Here is a 26,051-nt window from a genome sequence, read left to right on the forward strand (position 1 = left end):
TCGGCGGGAGAGGCAGGCATGGACGGGCGGCGGGAAAATCCCTGGATCGGTTTCGGCACGCGGCGGGAGAAGGCGCGACTGCGGCTGTTCTGCCTGCCCTATGCCGGCGGCGGGGCAGCCCCCTATCGGCACTGGGGCAGTATTCTGGGCGAGGATATCGACCTCGTGCCCATCGCCCTGCCGGGACGAGAGCAGCGCCTGGGCGAGCCCGCCATCGACCGGCTGGAGGATATGCTGGCGCAGCTTTCCGCCGCGCTGCGGCCGCTACTGGACCGGCCCTTCGCCCTGTTCGGCTATTCGATGGGGGCGCTGATCGCCTGGCGGCTGGCGCACCGGCTGAGCCAGGACGGCGCGGGCGAGCCGGCGCATCTGTTCGTCGGCGGCCGGCGCGCCCCGGGCCTGCCTGCCGCGCGGGACCCGATTCACGCCCTGCCCTCCGCCGCCTTCTGGCAGCGGATCGCCGCTTATGGCGGCACGCCGGCGGAAGTGCTGGCCGAGCGCGAAGTGCGCGAGCTGTTCGAGCCGGTGCTGCGCGCCGACTTCAAGCTGGCCGAGCAGGAACCGCCGCTATCGGCCGATATTCTCTCCTGCCCGATCACCGCCATCGGCGGGGCGGACGATCCGGACCCGACGCCCGACCGGCTGGATGGCTGGGACCAGGCGACAACCGGCCGATTCGACAAGGCGGTGTTTCCCGGCGGGCATTTCGCCATTCACACTTCCAACACCGCCATCGCCGTGCTGGTGCGTGACCGGCTGAGCGGTCAGACGGGCTCCCGCGGACCGATCTGATCGGCGATCAGCCCAGCCAGCGCGTGGACATACGGTTCCATCAGCATCGTGCTGTGGTTGCCATCCATCCAGTGCAGCGTGACCCGGTCGCCATGCAGGTCGCGCCAGCCGCTGTAATCGTCGCCGGGCACACCGGGCGCCATCCGGCTTGCCTCGCGCGGCCGGACCAGCAGGATATCCAGCCCGCCCAGCGCCGGCGGGGCATAGCGCACCGCCGCCAGGGCATTGTTCTGAAACACCGCCAGCAGGCGGCGCATGACGCTGCGGTCGGCATCCTGCGGCAGCAGCGCCGTCGCCTTGCCCTGCTCGACCAGAAGATCGAGGCGCTGTTCCGGCGTCAGCGGCCGCAGCGTCTCGGCATCCACGCTGCCGATCTCGCCGAACATGTCGGCGAGATAGTCCGCCTCGTCCTTGCGCAGGATCGCCTTGATCGTCTCCGGCACGGCGACGGCGTCCAGCAGGATCAGGTGGCGTACATCGATGCCGCTCTGTTGCAGGCGGAAGGCGGCCTCATGGGCAAGCAGCCCGCCGAAGCTCCAGCCCAGCAGGATCACCGGCCCGTCCGGCAGCGCCGCGCGAAGATAGGGCAGCGCGCCCGCCACCATCTCCTCGACCGTTGAGGCCGGCGCCTCCCCGTCGCGCAGGCCGAGCGCCTCGACCATATAGACCGGCCGGTCGGGGCCAAGCTCGCGCGCCAGATCGCGGTAGCACAGCACATTGCCGCCGACCGGGGGGAAGCAGACGATGGGCGCTTGCCGGCCCTCGGTATTCACCGCGACAACCGGGCTTCGCCGGTCGCGCGCCCTTTCGCGCTCCGCGATCCGCCGGGCCAGCCCGCGCACGGTCGAGCAGGTGAACAGGTCGCTGAGCGGCAGCGCGGTCTCGCTCCCCCGGTTCAGCTTCGACAGGAACTGCACGGCCAGCACGCTGTGCCCGCCGAGCGCGAAGAAATCCGCGTCCGCATCCTCGACCGTCCGGTCCAGCAGATCGCCCATCAGCCGGGCGATCCGCCGCTCCAGCGCGCCTTCCAGCGGCCGCGCCGGCCTGGCAGGAGCGTCAGCGTCTGCTGCGCCCGGCAGCGGCAGGCGCGCGGTATCGACCTTGCCGGTGACGGTCAGCGCGATCTCATCCACGATGATCAGATGGCTGGGCACCATATAGGCCGGCAACGCCCGCTCAAGCTGCGCCTTGCAGGCGGCGACCGTGAATCCGGGGTCGGCGACGATATAGGCGACCAGCAGCGCTGACGCGCCGTCCGCCGGTTCGCTCAGCAAGACCACGGCCTGGCGGATATGCGGGCAGGCCAGCAGGGCCGCCTCGACATCGCCCAGCTCGACCCGGTTGCCGCGGATCTTCACCTGCCGGTCCTCGCGGCCGACAAAGTGAATCTCGCCGTCCGGCCGCCGCCGGCCGATATCGCCGCTGCGATAGCGGCGCGCGCCGGCCGCGTCGGTGTCGAAGCGGCGGCGGGTCAGCAGCGCGTCGCCCAGATAGCCGCGCCCGACCCCGGCCCCGCCGATGCGAATCTCACCGGGAATGCCGGGCGGCAGCGGACGGCCGCTCTCGTCGCAGATATCGACTGTCACGCCGAGGATCGGCCGGCCGATGGGCGGCGGCAGGATGTGCCGGTAGTTCTGCGCGGTCATGATGTATTGCGCCGCCGAGACGCAGCATTCGGTCGGGCCATAGGCGTTCACCAGCCGGGCGTCGCGATGCCCGGCAAGGGCGAAGAAACGTTCCGGCAGGCTGGCCGGCACGGGCTCGCCGCCCAGCACCACCATGCCGGCGGGGCAATGGCCGCCGCTCTCCTCCCAATGGTCGAGCAGCAGGGCGAACAGGCTGGGCGTGGCGTCGAGCTGGTCGATCCGGTGGGCGTGCAGAAAGACGTCCAGCGCCGCCGGGTCCATCCGCGTATCGGCCTCCGGTATATGCACGGCATGGCCATTCAGCAGCGCCGCGAAAAGCTGCACGATGGAGCCGTCGAACGCGAAGGGGGCAACGCAAGTCAGCCGCAGCGCACGCGCCGCGCCGCCGAGCGGGGCAAGCTGGGTCTGCGCCACCGCATGCGCCAGATTGACCACAGCGCCATGCTCGATCATCACGCCCTTGGGAGTGCCGGTGGTGCCGCTGGTGAACAGCACATAGGCGAGGTCGCCGGCGCTAGTGGCGATCTCCGGCGCGGTGTCGGGCTGCGCGTCCAGCGCCCGCCGGTCGTGCCGCCGCCTGGCGGGCTGGCCGGGGGCGATCTCCGGCATCGCGGTCAGTGTCAGGTCGAACGTATAGGCGGCCGGGTCGAACCCCGGCGCGTCGATGGCGGAGCGGGTGAGGGCAAAGCCGCCGCGCTCCACCGCCCAATCGGCGAAAAAGCCTTCGGGGACGAACAAATCTTCCGCGAAATCCAGGCGGGTATCGTAGCCCTTGCCGGCATTCTCGCGCGCGAAGGCCGCCAGATCGGCCAGATAGGCATCGCGCCGGTCGCCATCCCAGATATTGCCGAGGAAGATCGTGCCGCCCGGCGCCAGCAACCGCGCCGCCTTGGCGAGCACGATGCGCAGATAGCCGAAGCCGGGGAAGTTCTCCACCACGCTGTTCAGGATGATCAGGTCGAACGATCCCGGCTCGAACACGTCGATATCGTGGGCGGCGAGCTGGCGGCAGGTCACATGCCGCAGGCCGTGCTGCACGGCGAAGGTCTCGGTGCGCTCGACATTCCGGCGCGACAGGTCGGTGGCGACATAATGGCCGGCATTGGGGGCCACATGGCGCATGGTGAAGCCCGACGCGCAGCCGATCTCCAGCACCCGCGAGTCCGGCGTCAGGAAGGCGGCGGTCTTGCGCCGCGCATTCTCGCCGAAGCCGGCCATCGCCTCGGCCGGGATCGGCTGGCCGGTGAAGGCGCTTTTCCAGCCGCCGGCCAGCACGTCGTCCGCGCGGTCGCCCGCCAGATGGTCCCAGAGTTCGACCGACATCAGCGAGCCGGCAGTCTCGGCCAGCGCGTCGATATCCTCGCCATCCAGGCAGAGTATGTCGCGCAGGCTGGGGCAGCGCCATTGCAGCAGGTGCAGCGCGCCGATATGCCGGCCCTCCGACAGGACCAACGCGATATCGGCCTGTCGCACCATCTGCCGCCGGCGCTCCAGCGGAACCGCCGGGTCGAGCGGCACAAAGGCGCAGCCAGCCGCCAGCACGCCCATCAGCCCGACAAGATAATTCCCGTTGCGCCCCGTCATCACGCCCACCAGGCTCTCGCGCGGCAGGCCGAGGGAGGCGATGAAGCGAGCGACCCGGTGACTGCGGCGGGCCAGCTCGCCATAGCTCAGCGCCCCCGCCTCGTCGCACACGGCGATGCGGTCGGGATAGGCCCGCGCCATCGCCGCCAGCCGGTCGACGATGCTGCCGGTGACGGCGGCGACGCCGCTCTCGGATTCGTCCTGGAGCGAGAGGGTATCGTCGAAACCGAAATCGCCGATCTTCATGCCGTGTCCTTCTGGTCTTCTAGGGCATCGCGGGCGGCGGAGGCAGCGATCTTGCCGAGGAAATCGAGCCAGCGGCGAACGGTCGCCGCCTCGAACAGGTCGCTGTCATATTCCAGCGTGAAGCGCGCAGCACCGGCTTCCTCGGTCAGGAACAGGATCGCGTCATGCTTGGCGGTGCCGTTCTCGACGAACGCATCCAGCGCCCCGGCCAGCACGCCCTCGGCTTCGGGCGGCAACAGGGGCAGCCCGTCGATATCGCCAATGCCGGCCAGCGATTCGAAGCGCTGATATTCGAACACCACATTGACCAGCGGCTGTCGGTTGGCCTGCCGCTTCGGGGCGACCTCCCGCACCAGCGCGTCGAACGGGTAGTCCTGCCGGTCCAGCGCCGCAGTCATGGTGCCGTGAAGCGCCTCGATCAGCCCGCCCAGCTCGGTCTCGGCATCCAGCGTCACGCGGATCGGCAGCACATTCACGAAGAAGCCGATCAGCCCTTCGGTCTCTGCCCGTTCACGCCCGGACACGCCCATGCCGATCACCATGTCGCCCTGCCGGGTCAGCCGGTAGAGCAAGGCGGCGAACAGCGCCATGCCGACCGCCGATATCATCACGCCATGCCGCGCGGCCAGGGCGTGCAGCCCGCTCAAGACATCGGCGGACACCGGCAGATGCGCGCGGCCGCCGCGATAGGATTGGGCAACCGGCGCGGCGCGGTCTGCCGGCAGGGCGATACGCTCCGGCGCGCCGGCCAGTTGCGCGCGCCAATAGGCCGCGGCATCGCCCCAGTCGCGGCCATGCTGCCAGACCGCGAAATCGCGGTAGCGGATCGGCAGCGGCGGCAGCGTCGCCGGCACGCCCGATACCGCCGCCCGGTACAGCGCCCCCAATTCGCGCATCAGCAGGCGCGACGACCAGCCATCGCCGACGATATGGTGGGTCGCCAGCACCATCAGCTGCTCGTCGGCCGAAACGCGGATCACCCGCCCCCGGATCAAAGGCGGCCGGTCGAGCGCGAGGGGCGTCGCCGCCTCCCGCCGGGTCAGACGCAGCGCCTCGCGCAGCGGGTCGGCATGAGCGGCGATATCGTCGAAGGCAACGACCGGCATGGCCTCCTCGGCAATACGCTGGAGGATCGCGCCCTCCTGCTCCAGGAAGCCGGTGCGCAGCGTTTCGTGCCGCCGCACCAGCGCCGTCAGCGCCGCCTGGAGCGCCGTGGGATCGAGAGCGCCCGAACAGCGGAACGCGAACAGCATGCCATAGGCCCCGCTGTCGCCCTCCATTCTGGACAGCAGATACAGTCGCTGCTGGGCATGGCTGGCGGGATACGCCGCCATCTCCGGTGCCGGCGGGATTACTGCGCCGGACCCGGCCTCGACCGGCCCGATAAGATCGGCGATGCCGGCCACCGTCGGCGCGGCAAAGAAGTCGGCCATGGCAAGTCGGCTGCCGGTCCGGGCCTCGATCCGGTTCACGATGCGGATCGCCATCAGGCTATGCCCGCCGAGGGCGTTGAAGCTGGCCTGCCGGTCGACAACCGGACGGCCGAATATCTCAGTGAAAATCTCGGCCACCAGCGCCTCGGTCGGCGATTGCGGCGGCGTGCCGCCATCCGGCGCCTCGGCCGGTTGCCGGCGCGATTGCGCCAGCAACGCCGCCCGGTCGACCTTGCCGTTGGCGGTGATCGGCAGCACATCCACGCGGCACCAACGGGTCGGCACCATATAGGCCGGCAGTCGCGCGCCAAGCCACTCGGCGAGAGCCGCAATCTCCACCGCCTCGCCCGTCACACAGCCGACGATTTCCGCGCCCTGCGCCGCATCCCGGTCGAACAGCACTGCGGCGCTGCCCACGCCGGGGGCCTGCGCCAGATGCCGCTCGATCTCGTCCAGCTCGATACGGAAACCCCGCAGCTTCACCTGGGTATCTGTCCGCCCGCCGAACTCGATACGCCCGTCACGGGTCCAGCGCGCACGGTCGCCGGTGCGGTACAGCCGCTCGGCGGGGTTTTCGGGGTCAGCGATAAATTTCTCCGCCGTCAGCTCCGGCCGGTTGTGATAGCCCCGCGCCAGGCGGGGACCGCCGATCAGCAACTCACCCCAGATGCCGACCGGCGCACGCTGCCCGTCCGCATCCAGAATGATCGTGCGGGTGTGTGCAATGGGACGGCCGATGATGCTGTGTTCGCTCGCCTCGCCCAGATCGGTCCGCCGAATCGGGGCGACAGCGGCGAAAGTCGTGCTTTCCGTCGGGCCATAGCCATTCAGCAAGGTGGTATCCGGGCAGTGCTCCAGGCAGGCCAGCGCGTGCGGCTTGCTGATCGCGTCACCGCCGATGAGCAGGGTCGACAGCCCGGCGAGGCTGGCGGGGTCATGGTCGATCTGCCGGTTGAACAGCCCGACGCTCATGAACATCGTGGTTACGCCGAAGCCGGCCAGCGCCGCGCCGAAGGCCGCCGGATCGAGCAGGGCGTCCCGGTCGATAACGGCGATTTGCCCGCCGCGCAGCAGCGCGCCCCAGATTTCGAAGGTCGAGGCGTCGAAGGCCAGCGGACCGGCCTGCGCCACCACGGCGCCCGGCGCAAGATCGGCGTAATCCGCGCCCAGCGCCAGCCCGATGACGGCGCGCTGCTCGATCAGCACGCCCTTCGGCTGCCCGGTGGAGCCGGAGGTATACATCACATAAGCCGGCGCACGGGCCGGATCGACCGGCGCGGGCAACGCGAGCTCACCGGCCGCATCAATCGCCGACAGAGCCAGAATCGGGACGGCAAGATCGTTGCCGATTGCCGTAAGGGCGGCCTGCCCGGCAATATCCGCCAGCACCGCCGCCGCGCCGCAATCGCGCAGAATGAAGGCGTTATGCGCGGGCGGATAGGCCGGGTCGAGCGGCACATAGCCGGCCCCCAGCGCGGTGATGCCCAGCATCGCCGCAACCGTCTCGCGCCCGCGCTCCACATGCATCGCCACCAGATCGCCGCGCCGGATGCCGGCCCCGGCCAGGGCCTGCGCAATGGCAGCCGCCCGCGCCCGCAGCGCGCTATAGCTCCACTCCCCGCCCGAATCGCGCACGGCGATGGCGTCCGGCAGCGCCGCCGCCTGGTCGGCGAACAGGCCATATAGATCGCGCTCCAGCGGCAGCGGCGGCGTCGGGCCGCATTCCAGCACGCGCAGCCGGGCCGCCTGGTCGTCGGGCAGCAGGGAGATCGCCCGCAAGGGCGCATCGGCTTCACTTGTCATGGCATGCAAGGTCGCGGTGAAGAGGCGCCCCAACTCCTCCATCCGCTCGCGGTCGAACATCGCGGCGTAGTAATCGAGCTGCACCGACATCTGGTCCGGCAGGTCGCGGATGAAGATCGACAGATCGTTCTTGCTGTGACGGCGCTCCAGCCCGACAACGGCGATGTCGCCCTGCGCGGCTTCGGTGCTGCCGCCATACTCGCCGTAATTCATATAGGACAGCGACACCTCGGACAGCAGGGTCCGGTCCGGCGTGGCCGGCGGGGCCAGGTCACGCAGCAGCATGTCGAGGAAATAGGCGCGGTTGCGCAGCGCCTCCGCATGGTGCGTCTGGGTCCGGCGCAGCAGGTCGGCGACCGTTTCGTCGCCCGTGATTCGCAGGCGCAGCGGCAGCAGCGCCACCATCATGCTCATAATGTCGGGGAAGCCGGCGGCGTCGCGCGATCCCACCGGCACGCTGATCGTCACATCGTCGGTCCCGGCCAGCCGGCGCAGCGCCAGGAACCAGGCGGCCAGCACCAGGGTGAACATGCTGACCCGCCGCTCGGCGGCGAATTTACGCGCTGCGCGCAGCAGATCCGGATCGAGATGGAAGCCGACGAGATCGCCCTCGAAGGTATGATAGGCGGGCCGGCGGCGATCGGCGGGCAGGTCCAGCATCGGCAACGGCCCGTCATACAGCGCCGTCCAGTAGCGCTTGGCATCTTCCAGCCGCTGGCGGTTTTCCGCGCCGTGGCTCCACCAGGCATAATCGCGCGGCTGGTAGGCGACCGGCGGCAGGCGCTCGCCGCGATACAGCGCGATCAAATCGCCGAACAGCATTTCCGTGCCATAGCCGTCCGCCAGCGCGTGATGAATGTCGAAGAACAGCGCATGCTCCCCGGCAGCGTTGCGCAGCAACCGCCAGCGCACGGGAATACCCGCCGCCAGCTCGAACGGCGCTATCTGGGACAGGCAGGCGGCGTGGAGATCGTCGCCGTCGACCATGATTGGCGTCAGGTCGGGGAAGGCTACGCCCACCGGCTCGATGCGCATGCGCCATTCGTCGCCCTCCCGCAGGAAGCGGGTGCGCAGGCTTTCATGCCGCTCGATCAATTGATGAACCGCCGAAGCGAGCCGCGGCAAGTCCGGCGCGCTGGCGAAAGAAAAGGCGTGCGGCAGGTTGAAGGCGGTGCCCATGCCGCCCTTCTGCACCGCCTGGAGCACGGATATCTGCTCGAACGCCAGCGGATAGGTCTCTTGCTCCGGCGCGCGGCGCGGATTCTCCGGCGTGGCGGACGGGACGGGCATGGGCTCCGCCGGCACCACGGGAAGAGCGGCCGCGCCGAAACGCTCGGCCAGCCCCGCCACGGTGGGATATTCGAACAAATCAGACACGGTGATGGCCAACCCGAGCTCGCGGGTGACCCGCTCGGCGATCTGCATGCCGGTGATGGAATCGCCACCCAGCGCGAAGAAATCATCTTCCGCCGCGACCGTTTCATATCCCAGCGCCTCGGCCCAGATCGCCGCCAGCCGATCCGCAAGGCCGGCAGACGCATCGGCAACGGCTGCGACCGGCCCGGTTGCGACGGGAGCGGGCGGCACGGCGGCCGCCGCGCCGATCAGCGCGGGATCGACGACTGTGACCTGCGCCCGGCCGCTGCGCAGCGCGGCGCGCCAGACAGTCACGGCCTGTTCCGGCGTCACCATCGCCCCGGGCTTCATCGCCACCTTATGGCGCGCCGCCATGCCTTGGCCGGACAGGGCGCACCAATCGACGGTCAGCGCCGGCAGGCCGCGCCGGCGGCGATGCTGGGCAAACCCGTCCAGGAAGGCATTCGCCGCGCCATAGGCGGACTGCCCCGGCAGGCCGAGGACGCTGAGGCTGCCGAACAGCACGAAGGCCTGCACCGGATCGTCCTGCGTCAAGGCGTCCAGCGCCCGCGCACCATCGATCTTGGCGCGCAGAATATCGGCGAAACGGTCCATGTCGCGCGTCGCCAGGAATCCGCCATCGGCAAGCCCGGCGGCATGGGCGATGGCGGTGATCGGCCCGATTTCAGCACGGATATGCGCCAGCGCGCGGGCCAGTTCCGCCGGCTGGGCCACGTCGCAGGCCAACAGCTCGATCCGCGCGCCCTTGGCCCGCAGCCCCTCGATATGCGCGGCCGCCGCCGGCTCCAGCCCGTCATCGCCCCGGCGCGACAGCAGGGCGAGCGCGACCGCGCCGCCGGCACTCATCTCCTCGGCCAGCGCCAGGGCGAAACCGCCGGTGCCACCGGTGACCACGCAGACGCCCTCCGCCGGCCAGGCCGGCCGCGCTGTATCGTCCGCTGGGACGATTCGGGCCAGCCGCCGCACGAAGCGCTGCCCCGCGCGCCAGACCGAGAGCGGGTCGTCGCCTGGCTCATGGCCCAGCTCCGCGCCCAGGATGGCGGCGAGATCGCCGTCCGGCCCGGCATCGACGAAGCTGAGCCGCAATTGCGGCTCCTCGCGGGCGGCCGACAGCGACAGCCCCATCGCGGCCGACTGGTCGGGGTCGGGGGCGAGCGGGTCATTCTCTATTGTGCAGGCGCCGACGCCGAGCACGACGAGCCGCAACCTGCCGCGCATCTGGCGCAATATCAGCCGCAACGCGGTCGCCAGCCGCAGCGCCAGATCCGTGCCCGGATCAAGCGCGAGGATGGCGTGGCTGCGCCCGGCAAGGCTGTCCGGGCCGATGCGATCAGGCTGCAAACGATGACAGCCCGCCGGCATTGGCCAATAATCGCCATCGGCGATCATCAGCACATCGGCCGGCAGGGGCTGCGGCGGCAGGGCAGCCGCCTCCCAGAGAGTCTCCAGGATCGGCGGCGTATCCTGCACTGTCTCGACAATGCCGGTGCGCGCGAAGCTCAGCCCCTCAATCGCCAAGATCGGCCGGTCCTCGGTATCGAAAAGGGCGATATCGACCCGGCCCGCGCCGCTGCGCCGGCTGCACGCGACGATCTCGGCGGCGAAGGGGCGGAACAGCGTCATCCGCGCAAAGCCGACCGGCACTGTCCCGGCATCGCCATCCGCCGCCGTTAAACCGAGGCTGGCGGCGATATCGAGCAGCGCCGGATGCAGCGGCCATTCCGCCAGGTCGGCGCGGTATTTCTCCGGCAGCCGCAACCGCGCCATCTGGCACTCGCCATCCGGGGAGACCTGCTTGGCGACCTGGCAATCCCATCGGTCGCCTATCTTTATCTCGCCGAATTCGGCGGCGAAGCCTGGAATCGGCACGTTGATCGTGCAGCGCGCGCGGAAGCGCGCCAGATCGGGAAGCGTCCCCGCCTCGCCGCCGCAACGGGCGCTGGCATAGACCCGCCATTGCCCGTTCTTCAGCCGCGCACCCAACTCCACCGCCCCGTCCGGCGCGAGGCAGAGGGTGGCGTCCCGGCCGGCCAGCGCCGGGGCGACCAGCAGCTTCTGCCATTTCAGATCGCTCAGAACCAGCGGCGTCCTCTCCTGCCGCGCTTCTTCCTGCCGGGCCGCCAGGGCGATCAGCGCCGGCACCGCCATGCCGACCAGCACCGGATTGCCATTCACCCGATGTTCGGCCACCGGCCAGAAAGCGGGATCGCCAGCCGGCACCGCGAAACACAAGCCCTGCGGCGTCGCCACCGGCTTGCCCAGCAGGCCGGTGTCCGCCCCGGTCTTGCCGAAGGCAGGCTTGCAGGCGATCCGGGCGAACGGGGCGGGCGGCAGGTGAACCCGCCGCGCGGCGATCTCCGCCGGCCAGGCCAATTCCGCCCCGGCCAGCCAGAGCCGGGCGGCGATCTCCGCGTCCGTCGCATCGGCGGCGATGGCGGCGACGCGGCGGGACGGGTCGGGCTTCGGCGCGGCGCAGCCATCGTTCTCCCCCGCGATCAGCCGGTCCAGGGCGGCGATCAGGGAATCCCTGTCCGTCGCCACGGCGGCGAAGCGATGCGTCAGCACATCCCGCCCGGTCGCCAGCGTATGGGCGATATCGACCGGTAGCAGCGTGGGGTCCTCGCGCAGCCGGGCGCGCAGCGTACCGGCATAGGCCACCAGCCCGGCCGCGCTGGCGGCCGACAGGGCGACCACACACGCCCCAGGGGCCGCCGGCGCCGCCGTCGCTGTATCGGCGGGCGGCGCCGCCTCGACGACGATATGGGCGTTGATGCCGCTGAGGCCGAAGGAGCTGACGCCCGCGCGGCGCGGGGTGGCGCGCGCCGGCAGAGGCTGCAGCCGGTCAACGACGCGGACCGGGGCGCGGGCGAAATCGATCTTCGGATTCGGCCGGTCATAGAAGGGCTGCGGCGGGGCCGCGTCATGGCGCAGCGCCATGACGGCGCGGGCCAGTCCCAGCGCGCCGGCCGCGCCGTCGAGATGGCCGTAATTCCCCTTGGCCGAGCCGATCAGCGCCCGGTCGGAATCGCTGGCCGCCGCGCCGAATTCGCCAAGCTCGAAGGCCCGCGTCAGCCCGTCGATCTCGATCGGGTCGCCCAGCGCGGTGCCGGTGCCGTGCGCCTCGATATAGGACAGGCTGGCGAGGTCGATGCCGGCATTCTGCGCCGCCAGCCGGACGACCTCCGCCTGCATGGCCGGGTTCGGGGCGGCGGCACCGCTGGACGCACCATCCTGATTGACAGCACTGCCGCGAATGACAGCCAGCACGCTATCGCCGTCGCGCAGGGCGTCGCCCAGGCGCTTCAGCACGAAGACCACGCTGCCTTCGCCCATGCCGGTGCCGTCCGCGCCCTCGGCGAAGGCGCGGGTGCGGGCGGTGGAGGAATCGATGGTGAACCGCCCCTCCGCATCCGGCGGGAAGGGCAGCAGCTTCGCCCCGCCGGCCAGCGCCACGGCGCAAGCGCCGGCCCGCAGATCGCCGCAGGCCTGATGCACGGCGACCAGCGAGGACGAACAGGCAGTGTCGATCACCGCCGCCGGGCCGCGCCAATCCTTCAGGAAGGACAGGCGGGTGGCGATGTTGGACGGTACGTTCAGCGCGAAGACCTGCTCCGCCTTGCCGGGCGGCAGATGCTCCAGCGCCAGCCGCCAGGCCGGGTTCGCCCCGCCGCCGGCATAGATGCCAACCTTGCGGCCGCGCAGCGCCTGCCCGCCATAGCCGGCATCCTCCATCGCCATCAGCGCGATTTCCATGAACAGCCGATGCTCCGGGTCGAGCAGCGCCGCATCCGCCGGGGCCATGCGGAAGCGCGCCGGGTCGAAAGCGAAAATCGTCTCCAGATAGGCGGCTTCGCGGAAGCGCGCCGGGGCCGGGCGGCCGATCCCGGCCAGCATCGCGCGAACCTCCGCCTCGCGCGCCGCCGGCAGCGGGCCGATACGGTCGGCGCCGGCCGCCACGTCGCGCCAGAAGCCGCCGGCATCGCTGGCCCCGGCCAGTTGCAGCGCCATGCCGACGATGGCGATGGGCTCGTCCAGCGCCGACGCCATGGGTGCCGCCAAATCCGGCCCGTCCTGCGCCAGTCCGGCCAGCTTCTCGGCCTGGCCGGCGATGGTGGCGCGGCCGAACAGCTCGGCGATGGAAAAACTGCCGGGCCAGCGCGCGACGATCTTCTCGTGCAGCCGCAGCAGCAGCAGCGAATTGCCGCCGACATCGAAGAAACCGTCCAGCCGGTCGATGTTCACGCCGGGCAGCAGGTCACGCCAGAGCTTGGCCAGTTGCCGCTCCAGCAGCTCGGTATCGGGGGCTGTGCCTTGAGCGGCGTCTGAAGCGGTATCGGGTGCGCTGGGGGAAATCGGGGCGGCGTCGGGCGTTTTGGCCCTGGGGGCGGCATTCGGCAGCGGCCGGCCGGTCAGCGCCTTGCGGTCGATCTTCCCGCTGCTGGTCAGCGGCAGGGCGTCGAGGGCAAGGAAGCGCGCCGGGATCATGTAATCCGGCACCGATTGGCGAAGCTGCTCGCGCAGCGCGCCGGCGGTCAGGCCCGTATCGCCCAGGACATAGGCGTGCAACTCGTCCAGGCCGTCGGCGCGCGCCGGCACCACCACCGCGCGCTCCACCAGCGGGTGGCGTTCCAGCGCGGTTTCGATTTCGCCGCATTCGATGCGGAAGCCGCGGATTTTCACCTGATGGTCGATGCGGCCGAGATACTCGACCGTGCCGTCCCGCCGCCAGCGGCCGAGATCGCCGGTGCGGTACAGTCGCCCGCCCGGCCGGTCCGGGTCGGCCGGGAATTTCTCCGCCGTCAACTCCGGACGGTTCAGATAGGCGCGCGCAATCTGCGGGCCGCCCAGCACGATCTCGCCCGCAACGCCCAGCGGCACTGGCCGCAGCCGGTCATCCAGAATATGCACCTGGGTGTTGGCGATGGGCTTGCCGATGGGCACGGCCGGGTTGGCGTCGCCCGGCGAACAGGGATGCCAGGTGACGTCCACCGTCGCCTCGGTCGGCCCGTAAAGATTATGCAGCTCGGCGCCGAAGCGGGCATGCAGCAGGGCGTTGAATCGCTTCACCAGCGGCTTGTCCAGCGCCTCGCCGCTGGCGAAGACGTAGCGCAGGCTGGCGAGATCGCCGGCATCCACCTGGCCGGCCTCGATGGCAGCCAGGAAGCTGGCCAGCATCGACGGCACGAAATGCATGACCGTGACGCCATTCTCGCGCACGGCGGCGGCGATCTGCTGCGGGTCGCGCTCCGCGCCGGCCGGCGGCAGGACGATTCGCGCACCGGTCCAGGACCACCAGAACAGCTCCCACACCGAGACGTCGAAGGTGATCGGCGTCTTCTGCAGAACCACGTCGTCGGGGCCGAGGGGAAAGCATTCCTGCATCCACAGAATGCGGTTCAGCACGCCGCGATGCTCGATGGCGACGCCTTTCGGCCGGCCGGTCGAGCCGGAGGTGAACAGCACATAGGCCAGCCCGTCCGGATCCCCCGGCGGGGCGACAATGTCAGCATCCTCGCCGCCTTCCAGGATCACCCGGTCGCGCCCGTCGAACAGCGCCGCCAGATCGGCCGTGGTCAGCACCACCGGCCGGTCGAGATCGTCCAGCATGTCGGCACGGCGCTGCGGCGGATGGTCGGGGTCTATCGGCGCATAGGCGGCGCCGGCCAGCAGAATGCCGTGAATGCCCGCCAGCATATCGACCGACCGGCGGATCGACAGGGCGACGATATCGCCCGGTCGCACGCCAGCGGCGTGCAGCCTGGCGGCGATGCCGGCGGCGCGCCGGGCGAATTGCGTGAAACTCAGCGCGCCGCCATCGCCGATCACCGCCGGGGCGTCCGGGGTTCGGCGGAGCTGGTCCAGGAACGGGTCGCAGATGCCGCGCTCGATGGGCAGGTCGCGCGCGGTGGCGTTGAAGCCGGCGATAAGCGCGCGGTCCTCCCCGGTCTGCGCCGGCAATTGCCCGATGGGGGTGCCGAGGCCCTGCTCGGCGATGGCAGCGGCGTACAGCGCCAGCCGGTCGACAAGCGCGGCGATGGTCGCCGGGTCGAACAAATCGGTGTCATATTCGATCTGCCCGCCCAGCGCGCCGTCCTTGCGCCAGAAATAGAAGGCGAGGTCGAATTTGGAGAAGGGAAACTCTGTCGGCACCAGCGATAGCCCGGCTTCGCCCAGCCTGCCCAGCTCCGGCACGCCGTCCTGCCAGGCGACCAGCACGTCGAACAGCGGGTTGCGCGAGGGGTCGCGCGGCGCGCGCACCGCCTTCACTACGGCCTCGAACGGGGCCGCCTGGTCGGACAGCGCCTCCATCACCGTGCGCGCAGTGACGTCCAGATGCGCGCCGAAGCCGGCCTCGGGATCGACCGTCTGGCGCAGCACGACCGTGTTCACGAAGAAGCCGATCACATCGTCCAGCGCCGCCTGCTCGCGCCCGGCGACCAGCATGCCGAGCGGTATGTCGGTCTGTCCGCAATGGCGGTGCAGCAGCACCTGCACCAGCGCCGTCAGCACCGAAAAGGCGGTAGTCGCGCGATCCTGCGCGATGGCCTCGACGATCCGGACCGTGTTCGCATCGAACGCGATATCCAGGAATTGCCCGTTGAAGCGCCGCTCTGCCGGGCGGCGGCGGTCTGTGGGCAGGTTCAGCGGCTCGGGCAGCGGCGTCAGCCGCTCCTGCCAGCGCTGCAGCACGGCCTTGCCATCGGGTCCCGCCAGATAGCCGCGCTGCCAGGCGGCAAAATCCTCATAATGCCGCTCTATCGCCGGCAGCCCGGGGGCGGGCCCGCCGGTCTCGGCGGCATAGAGCGCCGCCAGGTCGCGCAGCAGCAGCGGCATCGACCAGCCGTCGCAGATCGCGTGATGCAGCGACAGCATCAGCCAGTGCCGTTCGCCGTTCAACGTCATCAGCTCGGCGCGGGCCAGCGGCCGGTCCTCCAGCACGAAGGGCCGCACGGTCTCGGCATCGACGAAGCGCCGGGCGGTCGCCGCATCCATCCGGTGACGCCCCATCCGCCAGCCGCCGGCGGGAGCCAGATATTGCGTCACCCCATCGGGATGGCCGGGATCGCTGCGGAAGCGCAGGCGCAGCGCATGCTGGCGATCCTCCAGCCGGTGCAGCGCGCGTTGCAGCGCATCGGCATCGACCGGGCCGTCGATCTCCAGCGTCGCCGGCACCGAATAGGCCGCCATTTCCGGCTGCAGCCGTTGCAGTACCCACAGGCGCGCCTGGCCGCTGGAGAGCGGAAAATCCGGCCCTGCGGCGCGCGGCAGGGTAAGCGGCGCGCCGTTGTCGCCGCGCCGGGCGACCAGCGTGTCGATCATCCGGGCAATGCCGGCAACGCTGCGCGCGGTGAAGATGTCCTGCAATTTCGGCCGCAGGCCGAATTCCGTCTCGATCTGGCCGGCAAGCCGCATCGCCAGCAGGCTGTGCCCGCCAAGACCGAAGAAATCCGACGCCGGGGAGATATCCTCGCGCCCGAACAGCAGCCGGAACCGCTCGGCCACAAAACGCTCATGATCGCTGGCCGGCCTGCTGGCCAACGAACGGGCCGCCACCGACGCGGCCGTGTCCAGCAGGACGGCGATGGCCTTGCGGTCCGCCTTGCCATTGACGGTCACCGGCAGATGCGGCAGCACGACGAAGCGTTCTGGCACCATATAATCCGGCAACGACTGCGCCAGGGCCGCCGCCCAGTCGGCGCGCCTGTCCTCGTCGGCGGCGACGGCGGCACCCAGCAGCGCGTCCGCGCCGCTGCCGACCGCCAGCACGCAGACATCGCGCACCCCGGGCAGCGCCGCCAGCCGGCCGGCCACCGCTGCGGTTTCGATGCGATGGCCGCGTATCTTCACCTGCCCGTCGCGCCGGCCGCCGAATTCGATCGTGCCATCGGCGCGCCAGCGCGCCCGGTCGCCGGTCCGGTACAGCCGGTCCTCGGCGATACCGTCAATGGCGCGGAACGCGTCCGCCGTCGCTTGCGGCAAGCCGGCATAGCCCAGTGCCAGCCCGTCACCGGCGGCATGCAGCTCGCCCCACACGCCGATCGGAACCGGCATGCCGCGTCGGTCGAGGATATGGCAGCGGGTATTGCCGATGGGTCGGCCGATGGGAATGTCGCCGCTGGCGATATCGTCCGCCGTCACCGCATGGGTGGTGGTGAAGGTGGTATTCTCCGTCGGGCCATAGCCATTCACCAGCCGCAGCGTCGGGCACGCTGCCTGGACCTTCCGCAGATGCGCCGGGCTCAGCGCCTCGCCCCCGGTCAGCAGCAGCTGCAGCGGCGCGAAGGCTGTCGGCGCATCGTCGGCAATACGGTTGAACAGGCTGGCGGTCAGCCACATCGTGGTCACGCCGCCGGCCTCCAGCGCACTGCGCAGCGCCTGCGGGTCGAACAGCGTCTCGTCATCGACGACATGCAGCCGGCCGCCATTCAGCAGCGCGCCCCAGATTTCCAGCGTCGCCGCGTCGAAGCCCAGGGCTGCGGCCTGCGCCATCACCGTCTCCGACCCGAACGGGAGGGCGGCATTGCGAAGCGCCAGCCGCGCCACGCCACGATTGGGGATCGTCACCCCCTTCGGCTGGCCGGTCGACCCGGAGGTGAACATGATATAGGCCGCGTCCTCGCCCCGCCGGTCGGCCGGCGGCGGCGGCGTGTCCTGCGTAGCGTCGGGTATCGGGCGCAGGTCGATTTCCGTGGCGATGTCGGCCAGGCGGCCCAACCCGTCACGGTCGGCCAGCAGCGTGGTTGCGCCGCAGGCCCGCATCAGCGCCAGGCTTGCCTGCCCCGGCAGGGATCTATCGATCGGCAGATAGGCGGACCCGTGCCAGGCGATGCCCAGGATGGCGGCGATGCTGTCGATGCCGCGCCCCGCCGCCAGCGCGACGACCGCCCCCGGCGCCAGCCCCTGATCCGATAGAGCGGCCGCCACCCCTGCGGCCCGCGCCGCCAGCGCGCGATAGGTGAGGCTCTGCTTGCCGTCGCTCAGCGCTGGCCGGTCGGCATGGGCCGGATTGCCGGCGACGGCGGCGAACAGCGCCCCCAGCCCCCGGTCGCGCGGATAATCCGACGCGGTGCGGTTGACCGCATCCAGCAAATCGCGCTCCGCGCCGGTGAGCATGTCGATCCGGCCGAGCGGCATGTCCGGCACGCGCGCGATGGCGCGCAATATGCCCAGGAACCGTTCCGCCAGCCGGCCGACCCAGCGTTCGCCATAGCGGCTGCCATCATATTCGATGGTGAGTATGTTCCGGTCGCCGGCCAGATACAGGCCGATCATCAAGGGGAACTTGCCGGCCCCGGCATCGAGATCCAGATTATCCGGCAGTGCCGTGCCGACCTCGATCAGCCCGACCGCGTCGAACGGCCCCTGGCCGCCCTGCTCCGCCAGGCCGTCGGACCAGGCCGCCATGTCGCTGTGCAGCCGCGCCAGCGGATAATCCTGCACATTCAGGATCGACAGGATTTCCCGCGTCACCTGATCGACCAGCACGCCGAATTCGCGCTCCATGTCCGGCCGGATCGCGACCGGCAGCACATTGGCGAAGCAGCCAATGGCCTGATGACCCCCCGGCCCGTGCCGCCCGGCGAAGGGCACGCCGATCACCGCCGTCTCGTTTTCCTTCAGTCGGGCGATGGCGACGATGGAAAGCGCGATCCAGGTCGCCGCCTGGGTGGCGCGCCGACCGAATGTAGCGAGCTGCTTCAGCGCGGCGAGAATTTCCGCGTCCAGATCGACCAGCATCCGCCGGCTGCCGGCCATGGGCTCGGCTTCAGGATCGTCGGGCAGGCCAACCGACTGCAAGGCCTCCCGCCGTTCCTGCCAGAATTGCCGCGCCGCCGCGCCACGCGCGCCGGCAAGGTCGAGATGCGCCTGCCCCGCCAGATCGGCCGCCGAGCTTGACGGCCGGGCCGGACTCTTGCCTTGCAGCTCGGCTGCGATCTCCTGGGTCAGGATGGTCAGGGATTGCCCGTCGAAGCACAGATGATCGGCGGCGAAAACCAGATGGGGCGGCTGGCCTGCGGTTTCGGGCCGGAATCGGAAGCGGATCAGCGGGCCGGTCCGCAGGTCGAACAAATGCTCGCTCTCAGGGAAAAGCGCGTCGCTCTCCACCAGATCCAGCGGCATGCTGGCGTGAACGCGCTGCAACAGCTCGCCGCCGGCCTCGACGAAGGTGGAGCGCAAGGCATCGTGGCGCGCCACGATGCGGTCGAGCGCCGTCCGGACCGCCTCGATAAGCGTGCCGGCCGGCAGCGGGAGGGTGGCGAGCACGGTATAGACCGCACTCGCCGGGCGGTCGCGCCGGGCGAGCCACTGGCCCTCAATGGCCGGGTGAGCGGGAAAGACGGCGACGATATTATCGGCGGCGGTGGCGGCGCGCAGGGATGCGAGAATTTCCGGCTTCAGGTCGCGCACCCGCGACTTCAGCGCCTCGGTGAAGGCCCCGCCGGGCGCGTCGTAATCCAGCTCCGTGCCGTTATTGTGCAGCGACAGGCGGATGTCGCGCGCCGCCAGGTCGGCCAGCAATTCCTGCACCATCCGCTCGCGGCCGATACGGGTGTCGATATTCATTACAAGACCCCCCGTTCCCGCGGTTTCCCCTCTCCGACCGCAGCCGGCCTGTCGATGGCCCCGCCTGCGGGGGCCGCGCCGATGGGCGGCGTGGCCGACCGGGCGAATCGGGCGTCGATCCGCGCCGCCATCTCCGCCGGGGTGCGGCCCTCGAACAGTTCGGCTACCGGAATATCGGTCCCCAACTCCGCGCTCAAGATCGATGCGATCCTGACCGCCAGCAACGAATCGCCGCCGCGCTCCAGGAAATCGTCATGCGCCCCGATGGTCGTGTCCCCGAACAGACGATACCAAACGGAGATGACGGTTTCGAGCGTATCGCGCGTCGGCTGTTCCCCCGCCTGTTGTCCCGCCCCCAGGGCGGCATCGTTCGCAGCGGAGAATTGCAGCGTGGCCGACAGATGACCATGCGCCGCGCCGTTCCGCGCCGCTTCGGGTTGCGCTGCGTCGCGCTGGAAAACCTCCGGCCAAAAGCGCTTGCGGTCGAACGGATAGGTCGGCAGCGGGATGCGCCGGCGCTCTCCCGCTGGCGCCATGCTGCTCCAGTCAGGCTCAACACCCTGCGCCCAGAGCCGCGACACCGCCTGGAGCAGCGCGGTTTCGCCATCCATCGCCGGCTGTGTCCGGTCGAACGGCTGGCTGGCGACAGCGCGGTCGCCGGCCAGGCCGTTGATCTGCGCCAGCCGGCTAGCTGTCCGGCCAGCGCCGCATTCGATGGCCAGGCTGTCGGGAAAGCGCGCCAGCAGGCTGTTCATATTGTCGGCGAAACGCACCGAATGACGCAGATGCCGGGTCCAGTAATCCGGGCTGCGGGCATTCGCGTCGCTCAGCCAGTCGCCCGTCAGGTTCGATTGCAGGGGGATGGCGGGCGCATAGAGGGCGGTCTTCGCCGCCTCGGCGCGAAACGCCTCCAGAATCGGCTCCATCGTCGCGGAATGGAAGGCGTGCGATACGGTCAGGCGCTGCCCCGGCTTGCCGATGGCGCGCAGATGCGCCTCCAGCGCGTCGATCTCCTCCGGTTGGCCGGCGACGACGCATTGGCGGGGGCCGTTGACCGCCGCCAGGGACAGGGTCGGCGCAACGGCGGACAGCAACTCGACCACCTCCGGCTCGGTCGCCGGCAGGGCCAGCATCGCGCCGGGGCCGCTCTGGCCCATCAGCCGGCCGCGCAGCGTGACCAGGCGCAGCGCATCGTCGAACGACATCACCTCGGCCAGGCAGGCGGCGGCATACTCGCCGATGCTGTGCCCGGCCAGCGCGGTGGGCCGCACGCCATAGGCCATCAGCCGCTCGGCAATCGCGTAGGAGACGATGAACAGGGCGGGCTGGGCGATTTCGGTGCGGGCCATGCGCGCGACGCTGTCCGCGTCGCGCCTGTCGGTCAGCAGCAGATCGTGCAGATCGACCGGTCCGCCCATCGCCGTCACGGCGGCGCAGGCGCGGTCGATCCGGTCGCGGATCGCGGCATCGTCGCGATACAGGGCGGCGGCCATGCCCGGGCTTTGCGAGCCCTGGCCGGGAAACAGAAAGGCGACCGGCGGCGTGGATTTCGCCGCGATGGCGCGGATATGGCCGGGATGGTCCGGCGCGCGCAGGGCCGCCACCGCCTCGGCCGTGTCGCGGGCCAGGATGGCGACCCGGTGCGGGTAGCGCCGCCGCGCCCGCAGGCTGAAGGCGATGTCGGTCAGCCCGGCGCTCGCCAGATCGCCCCCGAGGGCGTCAGCGGTCAGGCGCAGCAGCGCGTCCAGCGGCTTCTCGCTCGCGGCGGAGAAAACGAGTATCTGCGGCTTCGCCAGGGCGGCCGCGGCGGCGGCATTGGGACGCGGCGGGGCGGCCTCCAGAATGACATGCGCATTGGTCCCGCCGACGCCGAAGCTGCTGACGCCGGCGCGCAGCGGCGTCTCATCCGCGTCCAGCGGAACCGGCCGGTCGGCCACCTGGAACGGCCCCTGATCAAACGGGATGCGCGGGTTGGGTTGCTGGAAGTTGCAGCTTGGCGGCACCAGGCGGTGCTGCAGGGCCAGCACCGCCTTCAGCAGACCGGCGATGCCCGCCGCCGTATCCAGGTGCCCCATATTGCCCTTCAGCGATCCCAGCCAGATCGGCCTCTCCTGCCGGGGGCCGTAGACCTTGTTGAGGGCCGCGACCTCGATCGGGTCGCCCAGGCTGGTGGCGGTGCCGTGCGCCTCGATGAAGCGCACGCTGCCGGGCGCCACGCCGGCATCGGCAAGTGCTGCGGACAGGGCGGCCGCCTGGCCCTCGACCGATGGCGCGGTGAAGGCGGCCTTGCGCGCCCCGTCGTTCGAAAGCCCGACCCCCAGGATCACGGCATGCACCGTATCGCCGTCGGCCAGCGCATCCTCCAGCCGCTTCAGCGCCACGATGGCCGCGCCGCTGCCGCCTACCACACCGTCGGCCTGGCTGTCGAACGGCCGGCAGATTCCGCTGCGCGAGCCGATGCCGCCCTCGGCATAGCGATAGCCGCCCGTGACCCCGGTACCGAAGGCCGCGCCCCCGGCCAAGGCGACACGGCATTGCCCGGCGCGCAGCGCCTGCACGGCGGAGGCGACGTTCACCAGCCCGGTCGAGCAGGCCGTTCCGGCGGCGATGGCCGGGCCGGTCAGGTTCAGCTTATAGGCCAGCCTTGTCGCCGCATGGTCCTTGTCATTGCCGAGGGCAAGGGCGTAGCGCGCCATGTCGAGGGTATTGCCCGTCCGCTGCGGGGCGAGCGCGTCGAGCAGGCAGGTCGGAAAGCCGACCCCGACATAGACCCCCACCGGCCCATCACGCGCCGGGTCGCAGCTGGCATCCTCCAGCGCCGTCAGGGCGGTTTCCAGCAACAGCCGCTGCTGCGGATCGGTCTCCAGGGCGTCGGCCGACGTCATGCCGAAGGGGATGGGATCGAAACCGTCGATATCCTCCAGCAGCCCATGGCGGGCAACGAAGCCGGGATCCTGCAGCAGCGAAGGATCGACGCCGAAGGCGCGCAGCCGCGCGGCGTCGATATCGCGCACGCAATCGCGCCCGGCCTCCAGCAGGGCCCAGAAATCCGCGCGGTTGTCCGCGCCCGGCAATCGCATTCCCATGCCGATGATCGCGATGGCGCCGGGGCGCTCCACCGCCTGGGGCTGCCCCGCCGCCCCCGGGGCCGCCCCCGAGGCCGCCCCCGGGGCCGCCGCCGGGGCCGCGATGTTGCTTCCGTGGGTCAGGTAGCGGGCGAAGGCGGCGATGCTCGGATGCTCGAAAATCTCGACGGCGCTGACCTCGCGGCCGGCTATTCGCCCCAGCCGGCCCTGGGCGCGCAGCACCAGCAGGGAGTGCGCACCGATATCGAACAGGTTGGCCTGCGGATCGATCTCGCCCGCGCCGATCAACTCCCGCCAGACCGCGGCGACGGCCTGCTGCACCTGATGCTCCCGGGCGGAGAAGCCCGGCAGCGCGCGCGCCGGCGCGGCGGCGGCCGCCGCCTGTTCCGGCAGGGCCGCCAGCGCCGCCCGGTCGATCTTGCCGGACGGCAGATAAGGCAGGCTCTCCAGCACCGCAATGGAAGGAATCGCGGCTTCCGGCAGAGTCCGGGCAAGGGCCAGGCGGATCGACGCGGGCGCAATGTCGCCGCCGCCATCCGGCGCGCGGGTGACGAAGGCGCGCAGATGCCCGCCATGCGCATCGCCGACATGCAGCACGGCCGCCTGCGCGATGCCTGGCAGGCGTCGCAGGTTGCTTTCGACCTCGCCCAGCTCGATGCGCTGGCCACGCACCTTGACCTGCGAATCGTTGCGGCCCCGATAAGTCAGCGCGCCATCCTCGCCCCAGGACGCCAGATCGCCGCTGCGGTAGAAAACCCCCTCCACCTCGCCGACCGGATCGGGCAGGAACGCGGCGGCGGTCGCCTCCGGCATGCCGATATAGCCGAGGCTGACGCAGGCGCCGCCCAGATACAGTTCGCCCTGCATGCCGATCGGCGCGCGCCGGCCGTCCGGCCCGATCACCCGCACCAGACCGCCCGGAGAGACGGGGCCGATGGGCACCCGGTCGTCGGAAAAACGGTGTGGTAGGCGGTAGGCGGTTATATCGACGACCGTCTCGGTCGGGCCGTAGCCGTTCCAGAGCGCCGCATCGCCCAGAACGGCGCGCAGGCGGGCCGCCAGGCCGGGAGAAAAAATTTCGCCGCCCAGAACCACGTGGCGCACGGCATGCCCACCGTCCAGCGGCGCGCTGTCGATCAGGCTTTCCATGGCCGTCGGGGTCAAGTTGATGTAGGTCGCGCCATGGCGCGTTGCCTCATTCCAGAACCGATGTCCGTCCAGCAGGGTTTCGCGGCGCATGGTCCATAGGCGCGCGCCGGTTATCAGCGCCATGCCCAGTTCCTGAATCCAGGGATCGAACCCCATGGCCGGGCTCAGCACGACGGTTTCCGGGTCGCCCGCATCGGCGCTGCCCAGGGAATAATGCCCGGCGACGCTGACCACCTTGCGGCACAGCGCGCCATGCGGCACCGCGACCGGCTTCGGCTGGCCGGTGGAGCCCGCTGTGTGGAACACAATGGCGATATCGTCATCGGCCGGCTCCACCCCTTCGCCGGCAGGCTCTTCCCCCGCCGTGCGCCCTGCCGCCTCGGTCATCCAGCCGGTCAGGTCGACGGCCTGGATGGCGCCGCGATCCGCGTCCGGCCACAGGGTCGCGGCGTCGCACAGCACCAGCCGCACATCGATCGTCTCGGCCATGGCCCGGCGGCGGGCGATCGGCAGGACCGGATCGAGCATTACCGCCGCCGCGCCGCGCCGCCACAGCGCGATCAGCCCGGCAACCAGCGCCGGCCCCGGCAGGCAGCCCAGCCCGACCAGATCGCCGCGCTGCACGCCGGCTTCCAGCAGGTTACGCGAAATCGCGCTTGCCAGCCGGTCGAGCTGGCCATAGTGGGTTTCCGTCCCGTCATCGGCGATGACGGCAACATGGTCCGGGAAGCGGCGCATGACATCGGCGATGCGCGCCGGCAGAAGCGGCGCTTGCATGTCCGGCGGTATCGCGGGGCCGGCCTCCCAGCGACGGATCGTTGCGATCTCGGCTTCCGGCGTCAGGGTCAAGTCGGCGAGCGGCTGGTCCGGGTTGGCCAGCACGCGGTCCAGCAGATGCTCGAAGCGGGCGGCAATGCGCGCAACCTCGGCCCTGGTGTAGAGCGCGGGATTGTAGCGCCAATGCAGATAGGCCCCCGTGCCGCCGTCGCCCAGCTCCTCGCCGACGAAGATCAAGGAAATGTCGGACGCCAAGCCGGTATAGAAATTCACCACGCTGGCGGACAGGCCATCGAACGCGAGCGGCGGCACCACCCCGATGATATTCACCCCCGCGCCGTCGGCATCGGGCCGGCTGCTTCCGCCCAGGGCAGCGCGCATGCGGATGGGCGCCAGCCGCATATGACGCATGTCGCGCCGCAACTGGCCAAAAATCTCGCGCGCGAGATCGCCGATATCGTGCTTCCCCGCCAGATCGACGGTGAAAGGCAAGGCGAAGGCGAAAGCGCCGGGCGTCGACCGTTCCTGCCGGCCGATGCGGTTGCCGAAGGGCGTGAGGGCGGTCGGCCGCTGCGTACCCGCCATCCGACCCAGCAGCAGGTAATAGAGCGCCATCGCGAGGGCCGCCAAGGACGCCTTGCTGCGCTCGGCCAACGCTTGCAGGCCGGCGATCCGGCCGGCATCCAGCCTGGCGAGGAACTCGGCGATCTCGGTGCTTGTCGCGCCGGCGCCGGGCTTGAAGCGGCTGGCCGGTTCAGCGTTCGCCAGCCGTTCGCGCCAGTAAGCGACGTCGCGCTCATAAGCGGCGCTGCCGGGATAGGCCTCTTCCTCGGCGATGAAATCCGTATAGCGGCCGAACCAGGCGTCCGGCGGCGCCTCGCCCCGCTTCGACGCATTGTAAATTTGCGCGGTCCGTTCGGCCAGGATATGGCTGCTGAGCCCATCGGTGATGAGATGGCTGTAGCTGCGGAACCACCAATGCTCGTCGGGGCCGAGCCGCAGCAACCGATGCCCGCACAGCGGTCCCGCCCCCTTGTCGAAGGGCCGCCTGCGGAAAGCTTCCATTTCCAGCCGCGCCGCCGCCGCCGGATCGGGGGCATGGCGCAGATCGATCACCGCGAAATCGGTTGGCGCCGCCTTTTCGGCCAGATACTGAAAGGGCAGGCCGTCATGCTGCCCGAAGCGCAACTGGGCGCAGTCGGATTCCGCGTCGGTCTGGGTTAGGGCGCGGCACAGAGCCTCAACATCGAGATCGCCGACAAGGCGCACATAATTGCCGATCGTGTACTTCGCCGACACGGGATCGCCCGCGCCATCCAGCCACATGCCGGCTTGCGGCGCCGTCAGCGCCGACCCGCGATCCGCCCGGTGATCGGGAGAGTCCATGGCATGGCTTGGCTGCTCTCTCGTCAAGTCTGCCTCCCCGACAGGTATCTAGTCGCATCGGCGACGGAGTCGCCTATTACTTGCAATGCGATGACCGGCATCATTTTTTAATTGGCGGAATCATGCCTTCGGTCTTCACCCATGACAAGTGACGGACAGAAAAGCGCATGCGATAAAGCTTTGCACTTTAAAAATCTTTTAGGAAA

At 70.3% G+C, this 26,051-nt stretch carries 4 protein-coding genes; 1 reads left to right on the top strand and 3 read right to left on the bottom strand.

Going from position 1 to position 26,051, the window contains the following annotated elements:
- Positions 1 to 18 precede the first annotated feature (18 nt).
- Positions 19 to 792 (top strand): thioesterase II family protein, encoded by a 774-nt coding sequence (locus AUP43_RS16950; RefSeq protein ID WP_067559868.1) that lies wholly within the window; start codon positions 19 to 21, stop codon positions 790 to 792.
- Here the strand turns inward: AUP43_RS16950 and AUP43_RS16955 are convergent.
- The 3 genes from AUP43_RS16955 to AUP43_RS16965 are packed head-to-tail and all read right to left on the bottom strand — an operon-like array spanning position 765 to position 25,845.
- A complete protein-coding gene (locus tag AUP43_RS16955; RefSeq protein WP_067559869.1) occupies positions 765 to 4,268 on the bottom strand; it encodes an alpha/beta fold hydrolase in 3,504 nt (1,167 codons plus the stop codon). The two genes, AUP43_RS16950 and AUP43_RS16955, sit on opposite strands and share 28 nt — an antisense overlap.
- Entirely contained in the window at positions 4,265 to 19,447 is a 15,183-nt protein-coding gene (locus AUP43_RS16960) for a non-ribosomal peptide synthetase (RefSeq protein ID WP_067559871.1), read from the bottom strand. The genes AUP43_RS16955 and AUP43_RS16960 overlap by 4 nt, the downstream gene beginning before the upstream one ends.
- Complete coding sequence (locus AUP43_RS16965; RefSeq protein WP_067559873.1) at positions 19,447 to 25,845, bottom strand: type I polyketide synthase; 6,399 nt, start codon at positions 25,843 to 25,845, stop codon at positions 19,447 to 19,449. The genes AUP43_RS16960 and AUP43_RS16965 overlap by 1 nt, the downstream gene beginning before the upstream one ends.
- Positions 25,846 to 26,051: the final 206 nt, after the last annotated feature.

It is taken from the genome of Oceanibaculum pacificum, assembly GCF_001618175.1.
GTDB lineage: Bacteria > Pseudomonadota > Alphaproteobacteria > Oceanibaculales > Oceanibaculaceae > Oceanibaculum > Oceanibaculum pacificum.